The 21404-nt window shown below is 62.4% G+C and carries 17 protein-coding genes; 4 read left to right on the top strand and 13 right to left on the bottom strand.

Going from position 1 to position 21404, the window contains the following annotated elements:
- Nucleotides 1–38: 38 nt before the first annotated feature.
- On the bottom strand, nt 39–1475 hold the full coding sequence (locus ACWTU9_RS12475) for a DEAD/DEAH box helicase (RefSeq protein WP_455858524.1): 1437 nt from the start codon (nt 1473–1475) through the stop codon (nt 39–41).
- 390 nt (nt 1476–1865) lie between these two features.
- Here ACWTU9_RS12475 and ACWTU9_RS12470 point away from each other — a divergent pair, with 390 nt between their 5' ends.
- On the top strand, nt 1866–3398 hold the full coding sequence (locus tag ACWTU9_RS12470) for an acyl-CoA carboxylase subunit beta (protein ID WP_455858523.1): 1533 nt from the start codon (nt 1866–1868) through the stop codon (nt 3396–3398).
- A 23-nt stretch (nt 3399–3421) separates the two neighbouring features.
- On the opposite strand, the gene ACWTU9_RS12465 is transcribed toward ACWTU9_RS12470, so the two are convergent.
- Complete coding sequence (locus tag ACWTU9_RS12465) at nt 3422–5422, bottom strand: hypothetical protein (protein ID WP_455858522.1); 2001 nt, start codon at nt 5420–5422, stop codon at nt 3422–3424.
- On the bottom strand, nt 5419–6942 hold the full coding sequence (locus ACWTU9_RS12460) for an NAD(P)H-hydrate dehydratase (RefSeq protein WP_455858521.1): 1524 nt from the start codon (nt 6940–6942) through the stop codon (nt 5419–5421). Before ACWTU9_RS12460 ends, ACWTU9_RS12465 begins: the two co-directional genes overlap by 4 nt.
- A gap of 379 nt (nt 6943–7321) precedes the next feature.
- Here ACWTU9_RS12460 and ACWTU9_RS12455 point away from each other — a divergent pair, with 379 nt between their 5' ends.
- Nucleotides 7322–7660, top strand: coding sequence for a P-II family nitrogen regulator (locus ACWTU9_RS12455; protein WP_006205430.1), 339 nt, complete (start codon nt 7322–7324; stop codon nt 7658–7660).
- Nucleotides 7661–7719: 59 nt separating this feature from the next.
- Nucleotides 7720–9129: a type I glutamate--ammonia ligase gene (gene glnA, locus ACWTU9_RS12450; protein WP_454590165.1), complete on the top strand. Its 1410-nt coding sequence runs from the start codon at nt 7720–7722 to the stop codon at nt 9127–9129.
- Between the two features lie 103 nt (nt 9130–9232).
- Here glnA and ACWTU9_RS12445 read toward each other — a convergent pair whose 3' ends face one another.
- The gene (locus ACWTU9_RS12445; protein ID WP_454575208.1) at nt 9233–10273 is read right to left on the bottom strand and encodes a glutamine synthetase beta-grasp domain-containing protein; all 1041 of its coding nucleotides are present in this window, start codon (nt 10271–10273) and stop codon (nt 9233–9235) included.
- 315 nt (nt 10274–10588) lie between these two features.
- Between ACWTU9_RS12445 and ACWTU9_RS12440 the strand changes: the two genes are divergently transcribed.
- Nucleotides 10589–10786, top strand: a complete 198-nt coding sequence (locus ACWTU9_RS12440; protein WP_455858520.1) for a DUF2735 domain-containing protein — start codon at nt 10589–10591, stop codon at nt 10784–10786.
- A gap of 96 nt (nt 10787–10882) precedes the next feature.
- Here the strand turns inward: ACWTU9_RS12440 and ACWTU9_RS12435 are convergent, their stop codons facing one another.
- The 9 genes from ACWTU9_RS12435 to rplQ all read right to left on the bottom strand — a co-directional run bounded on the left by ACWTU9_RS12435 (nt 10883) and on the right by rplQ (nt 21326).
- Nucleotides 10883–12772 (bottom strand): MFS transporter, encoded by a 1890-nt coding sequence (locus tag ACWTU9_RS12435; RefSeq protein WP_455858519.1) that lies wholly within the window; start codon nt 12770–12772, stop codon nt 10883–10885.
- A 180-nt stretch (nt 12773–12952) separates the two neighbouring features.
- Nucleotides 12953–13744 (bottom strand): ATP12 family chaperone protein, encoded by a 792-nt coding sequence (locus ACWTU9_RS12430; RefSeq protein WP_455858518.1) that lies wholly within the window; start codon nt 13742–13744, stop codon nt 12953–12955.
- 11 nt (nt 13745–13755) lie between these two features.
- Entirely contained in the window at nt 13756–14613 is an 858-nt protein-coding gene (locus tag ACWTU9_RS12425) for a DMT family transporter (protein ID WP_455858715.1), read from the bottom strand.
- Between the two features lie 62 nt (nt 14614–14675).
- A complete protein-coding gene (locus ACWTU9_RS12420; RefSeq protein WP_455858517.1) occupies nt 14676–15656 on the bottom strand; it encodes an RluA family pseudouridine synthase in 981 nt (326 codons plus the stop codon).
- A 103-nt stretch (nt 15657–15759) separates the two neighbouring features.
- Complete coding sequence (gene crcB / locus ACWTU9_RS12415; protein WP_454575212.1) at nt 15760–16131, bottom strand: fluoride efflux transporter CrcB; 372 nt, start codon at nt 16129–16131, stop codon at nt 15760–15762.
- A 19-nt stretch (nt 16132–16150) separates the two neighbouring features.
- Entirely contained in the window at nt 16151–16981 is an 831-nt protein-coding gene (locus ACWTU9_RS12410) for an aspartyl/asparaginyl beta-hydroxylase domain-containing protein (protein WP_455858516.1), read from the bottom strand.
- 229 nt (nt 16982–17210) lie between these two features.
- Entirely contained in the window at nt 17211–18539 is a 1329-nt protein-coding gene (locus tag ACWTU9_RS12405) for a replication-associated recombination protein A (RefSeq protein ID WP_455858515.1), read from the bottom strand.
- 47 nt (nt 18540–18586) lie between these two features.
- Nucleotides 18587–20080 (bottom strand): DegQ family serine endoprotease, encoded by a 1494-nt coding sequence (locus ACWTU9_RS12400; protein WP_455858514.1) that lies wholly within the window; start codon nt 20078–20080, stop codon nt 18587–18589.
- Between the two features lie 814 nt (nt 20081–20894).
- A complete protein-coding gene (gene rplQ / locus ACWTU9_RS12395) occupies nt 20895–21326 on the bottom strand; it encodes a 50S ribosomal protein L17 (RefSeq protein WP_454575216.1) in 432 nt (143 codons plus the stop codon).
- Between the last annotated feature and the right edge of the window lie 78 nt (nt 21327–21404).

The raw sequence follows: 21404 nt of genomic DNA, 5'->3' as shown, positions 1-21404 counted from the left end.
ATCAAGCCAGCTCTCGACGAGCTTGGCCTATTGTCCGATCAGGCAGCCCGCGCCGCGGGGCGCTTGCCGCCGAAGCGGCGCTTGTTGTTGCCCTTGAACGGCTTGGCGCCTTCCGACTTGCGCTCGCCGGCACCTGCAAAGGCCGCCTTGTCGCCGAAGCGCTTCTTGCCGAAGCCATTGTTCTGGCCACCGGGCCGCCTACCGTCGCGACGGCCATTGCGATCGTTGCGATCGTTCGCGGGCTCGAAGCGCTCGTTCTTTTCAGCCGGATTGCGCGCCGGATCGGGGCTGCCGAGATGGTCGGCAACGATCGGCAGCTTGCTGCGGATAATACGCTCGACCTGGCGCAGCTTGCTGTTTTCGGAAGGATCGCAAAGCGTGATCGCGATGCCGTCCATGCCGTTGCGGCCGGTACGGCCGATGCGGTGGACGTAGCTTTCCGCCTCGTCGGGTAGGTCGAAATTCACCACATGGCTGATGCCGGGCACGTCGATACCGCGTGCCGCGATGTCGGTCGCGACCAGAATGCGCACCGAACCCTCGCGAAAATCGTTGAGCGCCTTCTGGCGGGCGTTCTGCGACTTATTGCCGTGGATGACGGCAGCCTTGAAGCCGTCGCGCTCGAGGTCCTTGGTCACCCGGTCGGCGCCATGCTTGGTGCGCGAAAAGATGATGACGGACTTCATCGCCGCGTCGGCGAGCATCGTCGACAGCACCTGGCGCTTCTGCTTGGTGCGGGCAAAGACGACGCCCTGCACGATCTCGGCCGCCGCGGTGCTCTGCGGCGCCACTTCGACACGGATCGGGTTCTTCAACAGGCCCTTCGCCAGTTCGGCGATTTCATTGGGCATGGTGGCCGAGAACAGCACCGTCTGACGGTCGGGCGCGGTCGCCTTGGCGATGCGCTTGACGTCATTGATGAAGCCCATGTCGAGCATGCGGTCGCCCTCGTCCAGCACCAGCCATTTGGTATCGGAGAGGATGAGGTCGCCCTCGCGCACCAGGTCGGTCAGGCGGCCGGGCGTGGCAATCAGGATGTCGACGCCGGGAGCAACCTTCTTCACCTGGCTGAAGCGCGAAACGCCGCCAAGCACGAGTGCGGTCGAGACATGCGCGCCCTTGGCGAGGATCTTGATGGTGTCCTCGATCTGCACGGCGAGTTCGCGCGTCGGCGCCAGGATCAGCGCACGGGTGGTCTTGGCCCGGCGCTTGGTGCCGAGCGCGATGATCTTCGACAGGATCGGCAGCGCGAAGGCAGCGGTCTTGCCGGAGCCCGTCTGGGCGATGCCGAAGATATCACGGCCTTCCATCTGCGGCGGGATCGCCTGCATCTGGATCGGCTTCGGCTCGGTGAAGCCGGCGCCAAGGGTCGCCTTGAGCAGAGCGCCAGTAATTCCAAGTGCTGCGAAACCGGTGAGCTCCGCAGTGTTGCCGGTCACAGTGTTGCTACCGGTCGAGGTGTTTTCGTTGGTCAAAATAGTCTTCTTTCACGCGGCCTGCGGCCGCAAACATCGATGGCGGCAGGGCGCAACCTGCCGTCGATAAATTTGATATGAAACGACAAGGCGGGCGGACGGTAACGTCCCACTCGGCTGCGCTGTCGTGCCCGCAGGCATCATGCCACGGGGCTTTTCCGCCACCTTGCCGTTCAAACGGAAAGAGGGAAAACAGACGCAACCAGTCTCATTCGTCGAGAAGGCCGGAATCTCCTGGCCCAAGCGCCTATGGGCTGCATATGGCTGAGTTCGCTCCGGAATGCAAGGGGCACTATGTTGCAGTGCAACAAAACGACGGCGAAAGCGGCGCTTGCGCACGCCTGCGGGCATCATTACCACAAGGGCAGCTTCCATTCTGGGGACCGAGCGATGAAGGACGTGCTGAAGGAACTCGAGCGCCGCCGCGATATCGCCCGTTTGGGTGGCGGCAAGGCCCGCATCGACGCCCAGCACAAGAAGGGCAAGCTCACCGCCCGCGAACGCATCGAGGTTTTTCTCGACGAAGGCTCGTTCGAGGAGTTCGACATGTATGTCGAGCACCGCTCGACCGATTTCGGCATGGAAAAAGCCAAGATCGCCGGCGATGGCGTCGTCACCGGCTGGGGCACCGTCAATGGCCGCCCGGTCTATCTCTTCGCCAAGGATTTTACCGTGTTCGGCGGTTCGCTGTCGGAGGCGCACGCCGAGAAGGTCATCAAGGTGCAGGAGATGGCGCTGCGCAACCGCGCGCCGATCATCGGTCTCTACGACGCCGGGGGCGCGCGCATCCAGGAAGGCGTGGCAGCCCTTGGCGGTTATGCCGAGATCTTTCAGCGCAACGTGCTGGCCTCCGGTGTCATTCCGCAGATCTCCGTCATCATGGGCCCGTGCGCTGGCGGCGACGTGTATTCACCGGCCATGACCGACTTCATTTTCATGGTCCGCGACACCTCCTACATGTTCGTCACCGGGCCGGATGTGGTGAAGACCGTCACCAACGAGACAGTGACGGCCGAGAGTCTTGGCGGCGCTTCCGTCCACACGACAAAGTCCTCGATCGCCGACGGCGCCTATGACAATGACGTCGAAGCGCTGTTGCAGATGCGCCGGCTGGTCGACCTCTTGCCGGCATCCAACACGTCGGAGCTTCCCGAGATCGAATGCTACCAGTCGGTCACGGACCACGACATGTCGCTCGATCGGCTGATCCCGGATAACGCCAACAAGCCCTATGATATCAAGGAATTGATCCTCAAAGTTGCCGACGAAGGCGATTTCTTCGAGATCCAGCAGAGCTTTGCCAAGAACATCGTCACCGGCTTCGGCCGCGTCGAGGGCCGTACCGTCGGCTTCGTCGCCAACCAGCCGATGGTGCTGGCCGGCGTGCTCGATTCCGACGCCAGCCGCAAGGCGGCGCGCTTCGTGCGCTTCTGCGACTGTTTTTCGATTCCCATCGTCACCTTCGTCGATGTTCCGGGCTTCCTGCCCGGCACCGCTCAGGAGTATGGCGGCCTGATAAAGCACGGCGCCAAATTGCTGTTCGCCTATGCCGAGGCGACCGTGCCGAAGATCACCGTCATCACCCGCAAAGCCTATGGCGGCGCCTACGACGTCATGGCCTCAAAACATCTGCGCGGCGACATGAACTATGCCTGGCCGACGGCGCAGATCGCGGTAATGGGGGCCAGGGGCGCGGTCGAGATCATCTACCGCAAGGACATCGGTGATGCCGAAAAGATCGCAGCCCATACAAAGGCTTACGAGGATCGCTTCCTGTCGCCTTTCGTCGCCGCCGAACGCGGCTATGTCGACGAGGTGATCATGCCGCATTCCACTCGCCGCCGCATCGCGCGGGCGCTGCGCATGCTGCGCAACAAGGACATGCAAAACCCCTGGAAGAAGCACGACAACATCCCGCTGTAGTACTTCCCGACACTGCGCGACGCCTACTCCTCTTCCGCCGCGCCGAAGCCAGCATCCCTAGTGGCGTCGGTGGCGCTTGCCCAGGGCGTTGCGTGGTTGTCGATGCGCATCTGGAAGATGAAATAGGTCGGCGAGCAATAGCCTATGCCTTTCACCTTGGCCGCACCCGGCGTGTCCGACGGCAGCGACTGGCACATGTAATCCTCGCGGCAGAAATGATCGGCCGAGCAGGCCGGCCGGTTGCCGCGATTGACTGCGCCGCCAAGGCACTGGTCGAAATTGTTGGTCGCCACGCAGGTGTCGAACTTCTTGCCGCCGACCAGCCCGCAGATTTCCGACGGCATCGGTTTGCCGGCCTTGAAGGCGGCGAAGCTGCGGTCCTTGTCGTCGCAAGCGCGGTAGGCGATGCCTGCCGGCACGCCGATCTTCGGCGGTCGGCAAGTATAGGCGGTCCGCGAAAAGGTCGGTGCGAAGGCGGCGAACTGGCCGGTGATCTTATAGCGGTCGTTGAAAGGCTGGGATGGATTGCTGGCGATCGACCCGGTCAGGCAGGGATGGCCGGAAAACATTTTTGGGCTGTCCTTGGGCAGCAGACACTGCGCCAGCATCGTGCGCACGCCTGAAGCTGTCGCCAGTGGCGTGCAAACGGTGCCGCCGCCGCATTGCCAGGTCGCGCCGAAGCGTTTTGCATCGTCCGGCATCAGGCACGGCATCGCCATTTCGGCCGGCGTGTAGTCGACGTCGCCGGCATCAGTCCATGCGGCAGGCGGTGCGAAGGATAGCGGCCGGTACCGGTTCGGCTCGTTGCCGTCCTGCTCCGCGCGCAGCCATGCCTGGCGTCGCGGGATCTCGGCATGGAGATGCGGCGAGATGCCGACCTCGATGCGGTTGAGCGGCGACGTCGTCTTGTCGTCGAGGCCGATGAAATGAAAACCGGCGGTAGAGCCTGCCTGATGACAGCCCTGGCAGGCGCCATTGTCCAGCCGCTCGACCAGCGCCTCAGGCGTGCGCACCAGTTGCAGCGGCGCATAGTCGAGGCCGGCGAAATCCGCAGGCGCAAACAGCGGCGTGAACGGATGGTTGGCCTGTCTTGCGCTGCCGAAGGTCGACCACGAGATCACCTTCTTCGCCAAAAATTCGTCGGGGATTTCGTAGACGCCGAGATCGACCGACGCGACATTGGCGCTGACATAGTCGGCTAACCTCTTCTTCAGCGCCACATCGGCCGAGAGCCGCGCTGTGTCTGGCGTGTTCTCCAGCGGCTTCTCGCTGACAGCTGCGCCATCGATGCCAAAAATCCGCATGAGGTAGGCAGCCTGCCCGCCGAACTCGGTCTCCTGGCCTGAGGGAAAGCGCACGACTTGCGCGTTGAGCTCCAACTGCTTGAAGGTGAGTTCCTCCGGAGCCAGCGGACCGCCGGCCAGCCAGCCGGCATCGACGTTTTCGTCGAGCTGCGGCGTCCAGCGTCCGGCAACGCCTACGCAGCCGCCGTCGGCATCGGGCGCAACGCTGTAGACGGCGTTGAAGTTGAACGGCAGCCGCGAGGCCAGGACCTTGCCGTTCTTGCGAAAACTATATGCCAGGCGATAGATGAAGCGCACCTCGCCGCAGCTCTTGTCGCCTTTGAGCGCCGCGAAATCACGCCGGTCGAGACGGTTGACGACACCGACCAGGCGGAAGCGCGCGGCCTCGGTCTTCAGCCAGCGCATATCCATGATGCGGCCGACATTGCCGTCAGTCACCTCATAGAGCGTGCGCCCGCCGGCCTTCATCTCCTCACGCAGCGCCGCGATATCGGCCGCCACCATGTCGACGACGGCATGATAGGCCGGCCCCTCGCTGTAGAGCGTCTTCAAATCGTCGTCGCCGTCGACAGCGAAGATCCCGGCGAAACCAAAACCCTTGGCATCGAGCGCGGCGAGCACTGCCGGATCGTCGACGACGGTCACCGGCTGCTCGGCGCGCACGCCATGCGACGCGAACAGCGCGATGACGACCGCAACGACGAACGCGAAATGCCTCATCCGATCGGCACTTTCTGCCGGGCTTCGACCAGCTCGTGCAACACCGGCACCAGAGCCAGCGGCAGATCCTCGGCGATCAGCCCTGGTCCAAAGCAGCTACCGGCTTCGGCATGGATCCAGACCGCGGCGCAGGCAGCCTCGAAAGCCGGCATGCCTTGTGCCAAGAATCCCGCAATGATGCCTGCCAGCACGTCACCCGACCCAGCCGTGGCCAGCCATGGCGCGCCGTTGCTATTGATAGCCGCCCGACCATCGGGCGCAGCGATCACCGTGTCTGCGCCCTTGTAGATGACGGTGGCGTTGGCGCGCGCCGCCGCCAAACGCGCCTTGGCAAGCTTGGACAAGCTTTTGTCATCGGCGATGTCGGGAAACAGTCGGCCGAACTCGCCCTCATGCGGCGTCATGACCAGTGCTGGCGCATCCGGCCCGCTGGCTGCCTCGAACAGCGTCGAGGCCGCGTTGCGGAACGACGTGATACCGTCGGCATCGAGCACCAGCCCCTCGACACCACCCTCTTGCCGATTTCTGGCGAGCACGGCGAGGGCGAAATTGCGCGCCTTGTCACCGACACCGAAGCCCGGGCCAAGGACGAAGCTCGACGACCGGCGATCGCCGAGAAAGTCGAGCACATCCGCGATTGCATCGGCCTTGCGCAGCATGATCGAGGTCAGATGCGCGGCATTGACCTGCATGGCATTGGCGGGCGACAGCACGGTTACTGCCCCTGCCCCGCTTCGTGCCGCGGCAAGTCCGGCCAACCGCGCCGCGCCCGTCGCCGACGGTCCGCCGGAGAAGACGCCGACATGGCCGCGTTTGTATTTGTGCGCATCGACCGCCGGCACCGGCAACGCCTCGAGCCAAAACGCCGGCTTGTTCTCGAATGTGCGCGGCGCGACCTGCGCGATGATCTCGTCGCCAATGCCGATGTCGGCGACGACGATCTCGCCGCATCGCTCACGGCCAGGTAGCAGAAGATGCCCCGGCTTCTTGCGCGCGAAGGTAACGGTGATGTCGGCACGAAATGACGTGCCCAGGATATCGCCGCTGTCACCGGAAACACCTGAAGGCAAATCGACGGCAACGACAGACCGCCCGGCGGCAATATTCACAGCGCGTGCGCTCGCTCCCGACAGGTCCTTGGACAGCCCCGCACCATAGAGAGCATCGATGATCAACGAGCCCGGCTCGGCGACAAAAGCCCCCAGGGGCCGACGCTCCAGCAGGCATTCGGCCGCGGCGGTCGCGGCATCGCTACCTGCCCTTGGTTCGCCTGACACCCAGAGCGTGACATCGACACCGCTTTTCCCAAGCAGCCGCGCCACGACATAGCCATCGCCGCCATTGTTGCCGGGGCCGCACAGCACGTGGACACGGCTTGCGGCGGGATAGCGCGCCAGGACGATGGCAGCGACCGCCTCGCCGGCGCGCTGCATCAGGCCATAGCCGTCGAGAGGACCGGCCGCGATCGCCAGCCGATCCGCCTCTGCCATCTCGGCCGGCGACAAGACCTCGTTGCTCATGAATTGCCGATCCGTATTTGCTCAAGGCCCCTTTGTCCCGGTCGAGCATTGTCCAGTTTCGGGTTCGAAGCAAACGGCCAGGTGCTAAGTTGGCGTGCGGCCAATCCTTTCGCAGACTGGTGCCGCGGATCCGCGCGCGCCCGCAAAATGCGCGACCTGCCTAATTATCGTGCAGACGCCCGAAGCGGCGATGTGTAGGTTCAAGGCAGCTTTGACGCAGCCGAAGCAGCGGATGACGCGAATGTGCATCCCGGCCCGGCGCGGCATTGGAATTGCGCGAAACCGCTTCTTGTGGCCTGAAATTGGCACAGTTCGTGCTTGATTGAGGCGCAAGCGGGGCGCACAACCCGTCTTTTTGGCAGTGGAGGCCACTTTTTACATGAAAAAGATCGAAGCGATCATCAAGCCGTTCAAACTAGACGAAGTGAAGGAAGCGCTTCAGGAGGCCGGGCTGCAAGGCATCACCGTGACCGAAGCCAAGGGTTTCGGCCGCCAGAAAGGCCATACCGAACTCTATCGCGGCGCCGAATATGTCGTCGACTTCCTGCCCAAGGTGAAGATCGAAGTCGTGCTTGGCGACGACGCCGTCGAAGGCGCCATCGAAGCCATCCGCAAGGCGGCGCAGACCGGCCGCATCGGCGACGGCAAGATCTTCGTCTCCAACATCGAGGAAGTCGTTCGTATCCGCACCGGCGAAACGGGTATGGACGCCGTCTGAGCTTTCTGATTTCAGATTAACGTCTCCTCGAAACGTTCATCACACAGGGAAGAAACGACATGACGACAGCCAAAGACATCATGAAGCAGATCAAGGACAACGACGTGAAATTCGTCGACCTGCGCTTCACCGATCCGAAGGGCAAGCTGCAGCACGTGACGATGGATGTCATCGAGGTCGAGGAAGACATGTTCGCCGACGGCGTCATGTTCGACGGCTCCTCGATCGCCGGCTGGAAGGCGATCAACGAGTCCGACATGGTGCTGATGCCCGATGCGGATACCGTCCACATGGACCCGTTCTTCGCTCAGTCGACCATGGTCATCCTGTGCGACATCCTCGATCCGGTCTCTGGCGAATCCTACAACCGCGACCCGCGCGGCACCGCCAAGAAGGCCGAGGCCTACATGAAGGCGGAAGGCATCGGCGACACCATCTATGTCGGCCCCGAAGCCGAGTTCTTCGTCTTCGACGACGTCAAGTACAAGGTCGATCCCTACAACACCGGCTTCAGGCTGGACTCCACCGAACTGCCGTCCAACGACGACACCGACTATGAGACCGGCAATCTCGGTCACCGCCCGCGTATCAAGGGCGGCTATTTCCCGGTGCCGCCGATCGACAGCGCGCAGGACATGCGCTCCGAAATGCTGACTGTGCTGGCCGAAATGGGCGTGCGCGTCGAAAAGCACCATCACGAGGTGGCTGCCGCCCAGCACGAACTCGGCATCAAGTTCGACACGCTGGTCCGCAACGCCGACAAGATGCTCATCTACAAGTACGTCGTGCACCAGGTCGCCAACGCCTACGGCAAGACGGCCACCTTCATGCCGAAGCCGATCTTCGGCGACAATGGTTCGGGCATGCACGTCCACCAGTCGATCTGGAAGGGCGGCAAGCCGACCTTCGCCGGCAACGAATATGCCGGCCTGTCGGAAAGCTGCCTGTTCTACATCGGCGGCATCATCAAGCACGCCAAGGCGATCAACGCCTTCACCAACCCGCTGACCAACTCCTACAAGCGCCTGGTGCCTGGTTATGAAGCGCCGGTGCTGCTCGCCTATTCCGCGCGTAACCGTTCGGCCTCCTGCCGCATCCCGTTCGGCTCGTCGCCGAAGGCCAAGCGCGTCGAGGTCCGCTTCCCCGATCCGGGCGCGAACCCCTACCTCGCCTTCGCCGCCATGCTGATGGCCGGCCTCGACGGCATCAAGAACAAGATCCACCCGGGACAGCCGATGGACAAGGATCTCTACGACCTGCCGCCGAAGGAGTTGAAAAAGATCCCGACCGTCTGCGGCTCGCTGCGCGAAGCCCTGCAGAGCCTCGACAAGGACCGCGGCTTCCTGAAAGCCGGCGGCGTCTTCGACGACGACCAGATCGACTCTTACATCGAACTCAAGATGGCCGAAGTGATGCGCTTCGAAATGACCCCGCATCCGGTCGAATACGATATGTACTATTCGGTCTGAGCGATCGTTTCAGAGACAATGAAAAACCCCGGCGTCGGTTCACGACGCCGGGGTTTTGTTTTTGGAGCGGCGCAGGCACTCAAGCCTGCCCCGCAGCGGATGCTCAAGCCGCGGCCGAAACCTGGGAGCTGGTCGAAACCTCCGCGATCGTCTTCAGGATCTGCGAGGCGATCTGGTAGGGGTCGCCCTGCGAGTTCGGGCGGCGGTCTTCCAGATAGCCCTTGTAGTCATTGTTGACGAAGGAATGCGGCACGCGGATCGAGGCACCGCGGTCGGCAATGCCGTAGCTGAACCGGTTCCACGGCGCGGTCTCGTGCTTGCCGGTCAGGCGCTTGTCGTTGTCCGGGCCGTAGACGGCGATGTGATCCATCAGGTTCTTGTCGAATTGAGCCATCAGCGCTTCGAAATAGGCCTTGCCGCCGACTTCGCGCATATAGGCGGTCGAGAAGTTGGCGTGCATGCCCGACCCGTTCCAGTCGGTGTCGCCGAGCGGCTTGCAGTGGTACTCGATGTCGATCTCGTACTTTTCGGTCAGGCGCTGCAAGAGATAGCGGGCCATCCACATCTGGTCGGCGGCCTTCTTGGAACCCTTTCCGAAGATCTGGAATTCCCACTGGCCCTTCGCCACTTCGGCGTTGATGCCTTCATGGTTGATGCCGGCGGCGAGGCACTGGTCGAGATGTTCCTCGACGATCTGGCGCGCGACCGGGCCGACATTCGAATAGCCGACGCCGGTGTAGTACGGGCCCTGCGGCGCCGGATAGCCGCTCTCGGGGAAGCCGAGCGGACGGCCGTCCTTGTAGAAGAAATATTCCTGCTCGAAGCCGAACCAGGCGCCTTCATCGTCGAGGATGGTGGCGCGCTTGTTGGACACGTGCGGCGTCACGCCATCGGGCATCATCACTTCGCACATCACCAGCACGCCATTGGTGCGGGCCGGATCGGGGAACACGGCGACCGGCTTCAGCACGCAGTCGGAGCTGTGGCCTTCGGCCTGCTGCGTCGAGGAGCCATCAAAACCCCACAGCGGCAGCTGCTCGAGCGTCGGGAACTCGGCGAACTCCTTGATCTGGGTCTTTCCGCGAAGATTGGGGACCGGCGTGTAACCATCGAGCCAGATATACTCGAGCTTGTATTTCGTCATTCTAGAGCCTCTCGTTGCTAGATCACCGAAGCTGGACAGTGCGGCGGATGCCGAGCCATCCAGCCGCCGGCTGCCGGTCGATAAAATGCAAGTCATGTGCCATTTCCGTTGGCCGGGGTGCGTCAAAAATGCCCATGCGCCCCAACGATCCTACCAAGCCGTCTAACCAATGCGTCGGGATCGATCAAAGTCAGAATTTGCTTAAATAACCGGCAAATACTGATCTTTCTTTAGGCATCTTGCCTAAACGGATTGCAGGACCTACCTTGGTGAAAAGATGAATCGACCACGGTCCTCAGAAGAAAGGAGACCGACATGGAAATCACCTCGGCCCGCCCGTCGGCAAAAATCCTGATGTTCCCGCTGGCAGCGCGATCGGCTGCCTCAAATTTAGGCGTCAAGGCTAAGTTCGCGGCAGAGCTTGCGTCCTTGCGCGATCACCCCTTGGCCTATGGCGAGGCCTGGTATCATGAGGCCGCCATCGCGGAAACCGAGCAGCCCCGCAAGAGCTAGCCGTTATCCGGGCCAACAGCTGGAAAGCCCGACAATTGAAAAACCCGGCGCGATCGCTCGCGCCGGGCTTTTTCGTTTCATACTGGAGCTGCCTGGCTACTGCTTGGCGTGCAGGTCGGTTCCCAGAGTATCCTTGACGAAGATCATGCCGATGACCAGCGTCATCGCCGCAATCACCACTGGATACCAGAGGCCGTAATAGATATCGCCCTTGTAGGCGCTGAGGGCGAACACCGTCGCTGGCAACAGGCCGCCGAACCAGCCATTGCCGATGTGATAGGGCAGCGACATGCCGGTGTAGCGGATGCGGGTCGGGAACATCTCGACCAGGATCGCGGCAATCGGCCCGTAGACCATCGTGACGAAGATCACGAGGATGAACAGGATACCGATCGTCATCGGCCAATTCACCGCCGCCGGGTCGGCGAACATGGCAAAGGCGCCGCCTCCCGCTATGCTGTAGACGGTTACCTCGGTCGCCCCTGCTGCCTCTTCGGCAGTCAGCAGCTTATCCTTCACCGCCTGCTCGGTCGGAACTGTGGCCTTCTCGCCGGCGCGGATCGCAACGGCGTCGAGCTTGAGCTCCGGGTTGGCCGCAATGAAAGCATCGAGCTTCTGGTCGGTCACTTTCGCTGGCGCGCGCTTCAAGGGATAGCCACTGTCCTTCAGCGACATGTTGACCGCCTTGACGAAGGCGGCGTCCTTGGCCTTGGCCTGATCGCCGGCGGCGATGGCATCGTAGGACTCAACCGTCTCATTGCCGATCTTGACCGAGGCGGCCGTGCCAGGGGCTGCGGTCGAAACCACATCGTAAGGCACCGAGTTCTTGGTCAGGAACGAGGTCGCGATGTCGCAGGACGTCGTGAATTTCGCCGTACCAACCGGATTGAACTGGAACCTGCAGTCGCCGGGTGCAGCGGTGACCGTCGCGCGCGTAGTCTGCTGGGCCGTGGCGAGCGCCGGATTGGCGGCCCAGGTCAGCGCCTTGAACAGTGGGAAGGTGCAGACGATGGCCAGTGCCAGACCCGCCATGATGATCGGCTTGCGGCCGATCTTGTCAGAGAGCCAGCCGAAGACGACGAAGAAAATCGAACCGATCGCCAGTGCAATGGCGATCATGATGTTGACCGACTGCGCGTCGACTTTCAGCACGTTCGTGAGGAAGAACAAGGCGTAGAATTGGCCGTTGTACCAGACCACGGCTTGGCCAGCGGTCAAGCCGAGAAGCGCCAGCAGCGCAATCTTGGCATTTTTCCATTGACCGAAAGCTTCCGTGAGCGGCGCCTTGGAGCCTTTGCCCTCATCCTTCATGCGCTGGAAAGTCGGCGATTCTGACAGCGACAGACGAATCCAGACAGAAATGGCGAGCAGCAGGAAGGAGACGATGAACGGAATACGCCAGCCCCAGGCCGCGTAGGTTTCTTTGCTCAACGAGGCCTGCACGATCAGGATAACGACCAGCGACAGGAACAGACCGAGCGTCGCCGTTGTCTGGATCCATGAGGTGTAGTAGCCACGCCGGTTGTCTGGCGCGTGCTCGGCGACATAGGTCGCCGCACCACCATATTCGCCGCCAAGCGCCAGACCCTGCAGCATGCGCAGGACGATCAGGATCACTGGAGCAGCGAGGCCCAGCGTTGCATAGCCAGGCAGCAAGCCGACGAGGAAGGTCGACAGACCCATGATCGTCATGGTTACAAGGAAGGTGTACTTACGGCCAACAAGGTCACCGATGCGGCCGAAGAGCAGCGCGCCGAACGGGCGCACCAGAAACCCCGCCGCGAAAGCCAGCAGCGCGAAGATATTGCGCGTCGCTTCCGGGATGGTCGGGCTGAAAAAGGTGCTGCCGATAAACGCAGCGAGCGAACCGTAGAGATAGAAATCATACCATTCGAAAACGGTGCCGAGCGAGGAGGCGAAGATGACCTTCTTTTCCTCTCGCGTCATGCCGCGGCTTGCTCCGCCGGCGGTCGATGCCATTGCCATTGAATTTGTCCTCCCGTGAGACCCACTGTCCTCGATGCTGCGCCTCAACGTCCGCCTCTCCTCCGAGTGCAGACTCAGCTCAGCCATCGGCGCAAAAAATGACAGAAAGCGGCAGCCGGAGGCAGACCGACATTGGGTTTATGACTTTGGTATTAGGTGCAGTGCGGCAATGAGCCGAGATCAGCTCTCAAGCGCTTCCAGCAGGCTGACGGCGGCCATCATGTCGCGCTTGCGGGCCGAACGGCGTGCCACCGCCTCGGCATCCTGGCCCCAGTGCTCGATCTGCCAGTCCTCATCGACATGGCCGGCGGCCCAGGCCGCCTCGCCGTCGAGTGCGCCATAGTCGACCGCAACCGCCAGCAGCGCCGAGCCGGTCAGCGACGTCATGACATGGATTGCGGCCAGCCGCAGCGGCTCGGCGCGCTGGGCAAGATGGGCGCCGAGCACCGCGATGCTCTCGCGCGGCTGTTCGACATGGATGATGCCCTCGGCGAGATTGAACCGAGCCCCCAATGTCGCCCTCGCCCAGTCGATCACCGGATCCCAATGCTGGTTCTGGCGCTCGACCAGCCCCTGCGGCGCGTCGGCGCGGTAGCAGGTCAGATCGGACGATGCGAAACGCAACACGTCCTCCAGCACCGCCTGCGGGTCGCTGGCGACGCCGTCAATGGCGGTGTTGACCAGACGCAGCATCGGCATCGTCACCGGGTCGATGGTTTCGCCTTGCGCTTCGAATTCGCCGGCTACCAACTGTGCCGCCTTCTCGGTCGGCAGCGCCAACAGCGCCTTGCCCGGCGTGCGCACCGGCTTCCCGTCGAGATGCACGGCAAAGCCGTCTTCGACAGCCGCGACCGACACGTCCTTGTAGAAGCGCTTCGGCAGATGCGTCTTCATCTGGATCTGTGCACGGCGCACCGGATCCGGATCGGACAGTTGCTTGCCTGCTTCGAGGTCGTTGAGGATGTCACGCATGGTAGAACTTTCTATCCAGGCACCTGCTTGCGCGCCGGCCGGTTGACGATCATGAGGCCGACGGCAATCAGCCCAAGCGCCACAAAAATCCTGACTGTCGGCGCCTCACCCAGAATAATAGCGCCGCACAGCACGCCGAACACTGGCGACAGGAAGGCGAAGCTCGACAGGCCCGATGCCGGATAGCGCCTCAGCAGCCAGAACCACAGCACATAGGTGAAGGCAACAATATAGAGCGACTGGAACAGCAGCGCCAATGTCGGCAAGGCAGTGACGTTGCGGATCGGCGGGCCGGCGAAAGGCATCACCAGGAAGCCGACGACGCCAGCACCGGCCAGTTGATAAAGCAGCAATTTCTCGGCGCTGGTCTCGACCAGGTTCGAACGCTTGATGACGATGCTGGTCGCCGCCCAGAGGATGCCGGAGCCGAGGCTGAGCAGGTCGCCCATCAGGGTCGTGTCCGTGCCGCCGACAATCCCGTCGGAGAACACGGCCACCAGGCCGCAGAAGGCGAGAACGAGCCCGCCAAGCTTCCTCGCATTGATGCGCTCGCCAAGCAGGAAATGACCGCCGATCAGGACCCAGAACGGCATGGTGTTGACCAGCAGCGTGTTGCGGGCAACGGTCGTGTATTCCAGCCCGATATAGAGGCACAGGAATTCGACGCCGAACAGCACGCCGACAACGATGCCGGCGACAAGCGAACCGTCGGCCCCGAACAGCCTGATGCCGCGCAGCCAGCACCAGCCGAGCACGCAGAGCCCGCCGATGATGGAGCGTGCGATCGAAACGAAAACGGGATCGAAGCCAGCATAGGAGATCTTGGCAGCGACATAATTCAGCCCCCAGGAAAAGGTCAGCCCGACCATGATGGAAGCGGCCGCCAGATCGACCGCGTCACGGCGATCCAATGCCGAGGCAACAGCCAATGTCAGTCCTCCGCGCTGGCGTCGTCGAAGCCGATCAGGTTCCAGCTCTGGCGCATATGCGGCGGCATCGGCGCAGTGACGTCGATGACGCCCTTGTCCGGATGCGGAATGACGATGCGGCGCGCATGCAGATGCAGGCGATTCTGAATGCCGCCTGGGAAATCCCAATTGGTGTCGGCCTCGAAATATTTGGGATCGCCGATGATCGGGCAGCCAATATAGGCGGCATGAACGCGAAGCTGGTGGGTGCGGCCGGTATAGGGCTCCATTTCCAGCCAGGTCATCGTCTGCGCCGCCTGCTCGATGATGCGGTAGTACGACACGGCGTGGTCGGCGCCCTTTTCACCGTGGGCTGCCACGCGCACGCGGTCGCCGTCCTCGGTCGGCTCCTTGACCAGCCAGGTCGATATCTTGTCCTCGCGCTTGGGCGGCACGCCCTTGACCAGCGCCCAGTAGGTCTTCTTGGTCTCGCGTGCGCGAAACGACTCGGAGAGCTTCATCGCCGCAAGCCTGGTGCGGGCAACCACCAGCACGCCCGACGTATCGCGGTCGAGCCGGTGCACCAGGCGCGGCTTCTCGCCCTTCTGGCTGCGCCACGCCTCCAGCATGTCGTCGACATTGCGGGTGACGCCCGACCCGCCCTGCACGGCCAGGCCGGCCGGCTTGTTGAAGACGAAGACCTTCGGGTCTTCGTGGATCAGCATCTTGGCCAGCACATCGGCATCGCCCTGGTTGCGGATCGAGTGACCCGTAAGTGCGCTCTCGCCCTTCTTGTCGACCTCGAGCGGCGGCACGCGCACCACCTGGCCCGGCTCGACACGGCTGTCGGCCTTGACCCGGCCACCGTCGACGCGGATCTGACCGGAGCGCAGCAGCTTCTGCAGATGGCCGAAGCCGAGGCCGGGGAAATGGGTCTTGAACCAGCGATCGAGCCGCATGCCCGCCTCGCCGGCCTCCACCGTGATCTGTTCAACGCCTGCCATGATTTTTATCTATCCGTTTCGAAGCGGGGCAATAGCACTATCGGCTCGAAAATCGGAATCGATTTTCAGAAAGCTTAGATTCAAAAAAGTGCCGGAGCCAAGCCTATACGGTTCTTGCGAGCCAAAGTCCCAGAAACAGGGCGATGATGGCGCCAACGACGCTGGCAAGCGCATATCCCAGCGCCGGCAGCGTCGCGCCGCGCTCCCAAAGCGTCGCGAAATCGAGTGAAAAAGCGGAGAACGTGGTGAAGCCGCCGAAGATGCCGGTGGCGACGAACAGCCGAAGCTCGTTGGAGCCGCCACGCCGCATCAGCGTGGCAATGAACAGGCCCATGGCAAAGGAGCCGACGACGTTGATAACCATCGTGCCCCAGGGATAGTTCGGGCCAACGAGACGCATCGCGCCGATATTGGTCAAATGGCGAATGCCGGCACCGATGCCGCCGCCGACCACAACGAGAAGCAGATTGAACATGACGGCCTTTATGACGCTCTCAGGTCGTCTCGACCTTCTTTGCCTTGCTCGAGCCCAGCATCTTCCAGTTCTTGTAGAACATGGAATTGATGCGCTCGACGGTGACCGAAACGATGGCGAGGAGGCCGGCGATGAGGCCCGGGAACGGCGACGGACGGACGATGTCCATGAACACGCAGTAACGGTGCCCGTCATACTCGTTGACCGAGCGGTGCAGCAGCGTGTCGTCGAATATATAGAGCGGGTTGTCGTGCCAGTAGTTCCTGGCGCCGTTGCATTCGACGAAAACCTCGGCCTTCACCGGGAGCAGATTGTAGAGGATGCGCAGGCTGAGACGCAGCGGACCGAAATGCCAGGAGGTCGATTCCTTGCCCCTGAAGACCGACACGGCAATGGTCTTGATGTATTTGAAATCCTTGTTGAACTCGGCAACGTTGTCGATCTTGTGCTTGCCATACCACTGATAGACATACATGCCGCGCCTGGCCGTGCCGAGATTGGCGTCGATATCGGCAATGATCTCGTCCTTGCGCGACTTGAAGACGTCCAAAACCTCGTTGACCTCGCGCTGATAGTCCGGCGGAAACTGGTCAAGCTTCCACACGCCCGGGTTGCGGTAGCAGACGAGGTCGACCAGCAGATTGAAGGGCGACAGCAGCCAGGTGAAGATGCCGTTGCCGAGGAAATAGCCGCGCAACAGCGACCAGCTCTTGTTGGCGTTGCGCAGCACGTCGATCAAGCCGCAGACGATCCAGATCGTGGTCAGGATCGGGATGAAGTAGAAACCTAGCGCGAGAAGCGGCAGCGCAATCACAGCCTGGCGAAGGGTCTTACGGGTTTGTTTTGTCATTGTCGTTCGCGCGGGAGCGCGATCCTGTTCGCATGAGCCAAATCACGGCGACCCCCGCCAGCCGTGCGCCTTGATAGGATTTTTTGTTCCCGTGCACAATGCCGTGACATCGCGCCAGAATGGACCCCTCCGCCAGCATGCCAACCAGCGACTTGGAGAAGAATTGAAGGGGGAATGCCCCATGGCAGGGTTTCGTCCTGGGCCGTCAAAACCGCAGCAGCGCGCCAGCCTATTTTTCCCGCTCGCTGCGCAGCTTTGCCCAATAGTCCAGCCGTTTCCGGATATCGCGCTCGAAGCCGCGTTCAGGCGGATCGTAAAATGTCTGCCGACCCATCTTTTCCGGGAAATAGTCCTGGCCGGAAAAGGCGTCGGGCTGGTCATGATCGTAGCGATAGCCGGCGCCGTAGTCCTCCTCTTTCATCAACTTGGTCGGCGCGTTGAGGATGTGCTTGGGCGGCAGCAGCGAACCGAACTCCTTCGCCGCCCGCGTGGCGGTCTTGAACGCAGTATAGACGGCGTTGGATTTGGGCGCTGTGGCGAGATAGACGGTCGCCTCGGCGAAGGCGAGTTCGCCTTCGGGCGAGCCCAGATAGTCGTAGGCGTCCTTGGCGGCGTTGGCCACGACCAGCGCCTGAGGGTCGGCCAGCCCGATATCCTCCATCGCCATGCGCACCAGCCGGCGGCCGAGATAGAGCGGATCCTCGCCGGCGTCGAACATGCGGGCGAGATAGTAGAGAGCCGCGTCGGGATCGGATCCGCGCACCGATTTGTGCAGCGCCGAGATCAGATTGTAGTGACCGTCCTGGCCCTTGTCGTAGATCGGCGCGCGGCGCTGGACGATGCGCTGCAGCCCTTCGGGATCGAAAACCTCGCCAGGTTTGGCGGCACGCCAGACTTCCTCTGCGAGCGTCAGCGAGGCACGGCCGTCGCCATCGCTCATGCGGATGAGCATCGCCCGCGCCTCGTCGTCGAGCGGCAGCGCCCTGCCCTCCGTCTCCTCGGCCCGCGTCATCAGCTTGGCGATGCTGTCCTCGCCAAGCGAATGAAAAACCATGACCCGCGCGCGGGACAACAAAGCGGCGTTGAGTTCGAAGGACGGGTTCTCGGTTGTGGCGCCAACCAGCACGACTGTCCCGTCCTCCATGACCGGCAGGAAAGAATCCTGCTGGGCACGGTTGAAGCGGTGGATTTCGTCGACGAAGAGCAGCGTCTGGCGGCCATTGGCGCGGCGCAGTTTTGCTGCCTCGAACACTTTCTTCAGGTCGGCGACGCCGGAAAACACGGCCGATATCTGCTCGAAGGCAAGACTGGTTTCGCCGGCCAACAGCCGCGCCACGGTGGTTTTTCCGGTACCCGGCGGCCCCCAAAAAATCATCGAGCCGAGCGAACCGGAATTGATCAGTCGCGTCAGCGCGCCGTCGGTCCCGGTCAGATGCTCCTGGCCGACGACTTCGCCAAGGTTTTTCGGACGCAGCCGATCGGCGAGCGGCCGAAGACCTTTGGAGAGATCCTCGGGGGGCGCTCTTTCCGGTTCATCGACGCTGAACAGATCGGCCATGTAGGTCTTCTGGTTGGAGCTGATCGCCCGCAGATGGGGCAGTCGGCTTAATAGCGCAACACCTGGCGCAGTATCTGCCCGCCACGCTCGACGGTAAAGCGCCACCAGCGCGTATCCTGCTGGGCAAGCTGCGCCAGTGTAGCCGCGGTATCGACCGCCGTGCCGTTTACCTCCCGCACAATGTCGCCCGGTTGGAAGCCGAAATCGGCGGCTGGCGAATCGCGGTTGATGTCTACCACCGTGACGCCCTTGAGGTCGGTGCGCAGGCCAAGCCGCTGGGCGAGCCTGGGCGACAGTTCCGCCACCTTGGCGCCGGAGAACGGGCTGCGGCCATGCAGCGTCACTTCCGAGGCTTTGGCGCCCTCCGGCGCGCGCTCCAGCGCAATCTCCATCGTCGCCTGCTGGCCTTTGCTCAGGATGGCGAAGGTCGCCTTGGTGCCGATCGACAGCGTCGCCATGCGGTAGTCGAGCGCCTCGATGCCTTCGACGGTCGTGCCGTTAAGCTGCAGCACGACATCGCCGGGCTTCAACCCTGCCTTCGCCGCCGGTCCGGCCTCCTCTACCGACGACACCAGCGCGCCGGTCGGCTTCTCCATGCCAAGCGATTCGGCGATCTGCGGCGTCACCGCCTCGAACTCGGCGCCGATATACGGCCGCTCGAAGAAATCGAGCCCGGCCTTGGCCGCATCGGCAAAGGCCCGCACCATGTTGGCGGGGATGGCGAAGCCGATGCCGATCGAGCCGCCGCTGCGGCTGTAGATGGCGGTGTTGATGCCGACCAGCTGGCCACCCATGTTGATCAGCGCGCCGCCGGAATTGCCGGGATTGATGGCAGCGTCCGTCTGGATAAAGTAGCCCGAATCCGAAACGCCGATATGGCTGCGGGCAAGCGCCGAAACAATGCCGCTGGTGGTGGTCTGACCGACGCCGAACGGGTTGCCGATGGCCAGCACCAAGTCGCCGACCTCGAGCGCGTCGGAATCGCCGATGGCGATCACCGGAAACGGCTTGTCGGACGTGATCTTGAGCACGGCAAGGTCAAGCGTCTCGTCCTTGAGCATGACCTTCGAGGTGAATTCGCGCCCGTCCGCGGTCGCCACCTTGACCTCGTCGGCATCCTTGATGACGTGGAAATTGGTGACGACCACGCCGCTCGGGTCAACCAGCACGCCCGAGCCGAGCGAGGATTGCGCGCGCGGCTGCGCGCGGCCGAAAAATTCCTCGAAGAAAGGATCGCCGTCGAAGGGCGACGTCACCTTCGCCGTCTGCGAGGCGTAGACATTGACCACGGCGGGCGCCGTCTGCTTGACCAGCGGCGCAAACGACAGCTGCACCTCCTCGCGGCCGAACGGCACGCGCTTGTCGGGACCGGCGGTGCCGTTCTCGCCCTCGACGCCATGCAGGAGGTCGGTCAGCACATCGGACAGGCCCGGGTCCGCCGGCTTGGCGGCGTCCTCGGCCAATGCCTGCCGGACTGCCGGTGCGGCTGCGAACACCGTGAATGCGCAGAGCAGAACAAGGGACAGTCTTTTGGCGCGCATTCGCGAATCCTCCAAGGCGAGTTCGGGCGCATTGTCCCGACGATTGTGCAAAATGAAAGGCTAAGCTGCTGAATCCGATTATTTTAAGCAGCAAAAACAGCTAGAGCTGAATTTGAAAGCGAAAACCTCGTCGGGCCCTCATGAAAAGACAACTGGTGTCATTCCGTGACTTTTTGAAGACCGGCAAACTGGGCGCGATCTCCCCTGACATGACAATGAGCGAGGTTGTCGAAGTGCTCGGCGCGCCTGAGCAGGCCGATCCGGATTACTGGACATTCGGAAAGCTCGAAATTTCCTTTGATGTGGAGGCGCCTGGCCAGATGAACTGGTTTCAGATCGAAGACGCCGGTTACCTGAAAGGCGACATGGAGGTTCTCACCGATCGCCTTGCGCTTTCGCTGGATGGGCTCAGCGGACAGACAAAACCATCGCAATTCCTGGGTGCCGGCCTATGGGCCCCAGATCAGGTCAAAATATTTTACGCGGATTCCGGCTCTGATATCTTGCTGAACATCTGTGCGGGATCGATTCAGATGCACTTTCGCGTCGATGCCACCTTGAAGGGTGGCCAAGACGCTGAAACGTATTTGAGCCGATCTCTCACGTCGCGATTGGTGGTCGAGATCGACTCCCGAGCCGCCCTCGAGAGTATCTATTCGTATCCTTACCCGAAGACTGAAGAGATACCGGGGGCGTTCAATTGGACGCTGTTAAGCGGAAGCGACTACCTGACCTTGGCCGACAGGCGACAAGCACCGGCAAACGAAAAAGGGGCCCGAGGGCCCCTTGAAGTCATTCCTGGAAAACCCGAGCCTTATGCGGCCGCGGTTTCCTCATTGGCGCCTTCGGCTTCGAGGCGAGCACGGTCGCCGGCGCCCTTGGCGTCGGGGTCGCGGTCGACGAACTCGATGACAGCCATGGCGGCATTGTCACCGTGGCGGAAGCCCGCCTTCATGATGCGCAGGTAGCCGCCATTGCGGCTGGCATAGCGCGGCGCGATGGTGTCGAACAGGCGCTTGACGACGCCTTCATTGCCGATCTGGGCGATGACCTGGCGGCGGGCGTGCAGATCGCCGCGCTTGCCGAGCGTCACCAGCTTCTCGACGATCGGACGCAGATCCTTCGCCTTCGGCAGGGTGGTGACGATCTGCTCGTGCTCGATCAGCGAGACGGCGAGATTGGCGAACATCGACTTGCGATGGCTGATGCTGCGGGCGAAGCGGCGGCCCTTAAAACCGTGGCGCATGGCTCTTTTCCTTCTTCAGTTGTTCAAGAGGCCACGGCCTCTGATGGTTTTCCGCATGACCGTCGGATCGAGCGGCTC

Source organism: Mesorhizobium sp. 128a (genome assembly GCF_053848025.1).
This window is presented reverse-complemented; position numbering and strand designations above follow the sequence as displayed.

Coding starts and splice junctions, on each gene's coding strand:
- ACWTU9_RS12440 (WP_455858520.1), top strand. CDS start 10,589: ATGGAAATCACCTCGGCCCGCCCGTCGGCAAAAATCCTGATGTTCCCG.
- glnA (WP_454590165.1), top strand. CDS start 7,720: ATGACGACAGCCAAAGACATCATGAAGCAGATCAAGGACAACGACGTG.
- ACWTU9_RS12405 (WP_455858515.1), bottom strand. CDS start 18,539: ATGGCCGATCTGTTCAGCGTCGATGAACCGGAAAGAGCGCCCCCCGAG.
- ACWTU9_RS12460 (WP_455858521.1), bottom strand. CDS start 6,942: ATGAGCAACGAGGTCTTGTCGCCGGCCGAGATGGCAGAGGCGGATCGG.
- crcB (WP_454575212.1), bottom strand. CDS start 16,131: ATGTTCAATCTGCTTCTCGTTGTGGTCGGCGGCGGCATCGGTGCCGGC.
- ACWTU9_RS12470 (WP_455858523.1), top strand. CDS start 1,866: ATGAAGGACGTGCTGAAGGAACTCGAGCGCCGCCGCGATATCGCCCGT.
- ACWTU9_RS12465 (WP_455858522.1), bottom strand. CDS start 5,422: ATGAGGCATTTCGCGTTCGTCGTTGCGGTCGTCATCGCGCTGTTCGCG.
- ACWTU9_RS12445 (WP_454575208.1), bottom strand. CDS start 10,273: ATGACGAAATACAAGCTCGAGTATATCTGGCTCGATGGTTACACGCCG.
- ACWTU9_RS12425 (WP_455858715.1), bottom strand. CDS start 14,613: ATGGTCGGGCTGACCTTTTCCTGGGGGCTGAATTATGTCGCTGCCAAG.
- ACWTU9_RS12400 (WP_455858514.1), bottom strand. CDS start 20,080: ATGCGCGCCAAAAGACTGTCCCTTGTTCTGCTCTGCGCATTCACGGTG.
- ACWTU9_RS12420 (WP_455858517.1), bottom strand. CDS start 15,656: ATGGCAGGCGTTGAACAGATCACGGTGGAGGCCGGCGAGGCGGGCATG.
- ACWTU9_RS12435 (WP_455858519.1), bottom strand. CDS start 12,772: ATGGCAATGGCATCGACCGCCGGCGGAGCAAGCCGCGGCATGACGCGA.
- ACWTU9_RS12455 (WP_006205430.1), top strand. CDS start 7,322: ATGAAAAAGATCGAAGCGATCATCAAGCCGTTCAAACTAGACGAAGTG.
- ACWTU9_RS12410 (WP_455858516.1), bottom strand. CDS start 16,981: ATGACAAAACAAACCCGTAAGACCCTTCGCCAGGCTGTGATTGCGCTG.
- ACWTU9_RS12430 (WP_455858518.1), bottom strand. CDS start 13,744: ATGCGTGACATCCTCAACGACCTCGAAGCAGGCAAGCAACTGTCCGAT.
- rplQ (WP_454575216.1), bottom strand. CDS start 21,326: ATGCGCCACGGTTTTAAGGGCCGCCGCTTCGCCCGCAGCATCAGCCAT.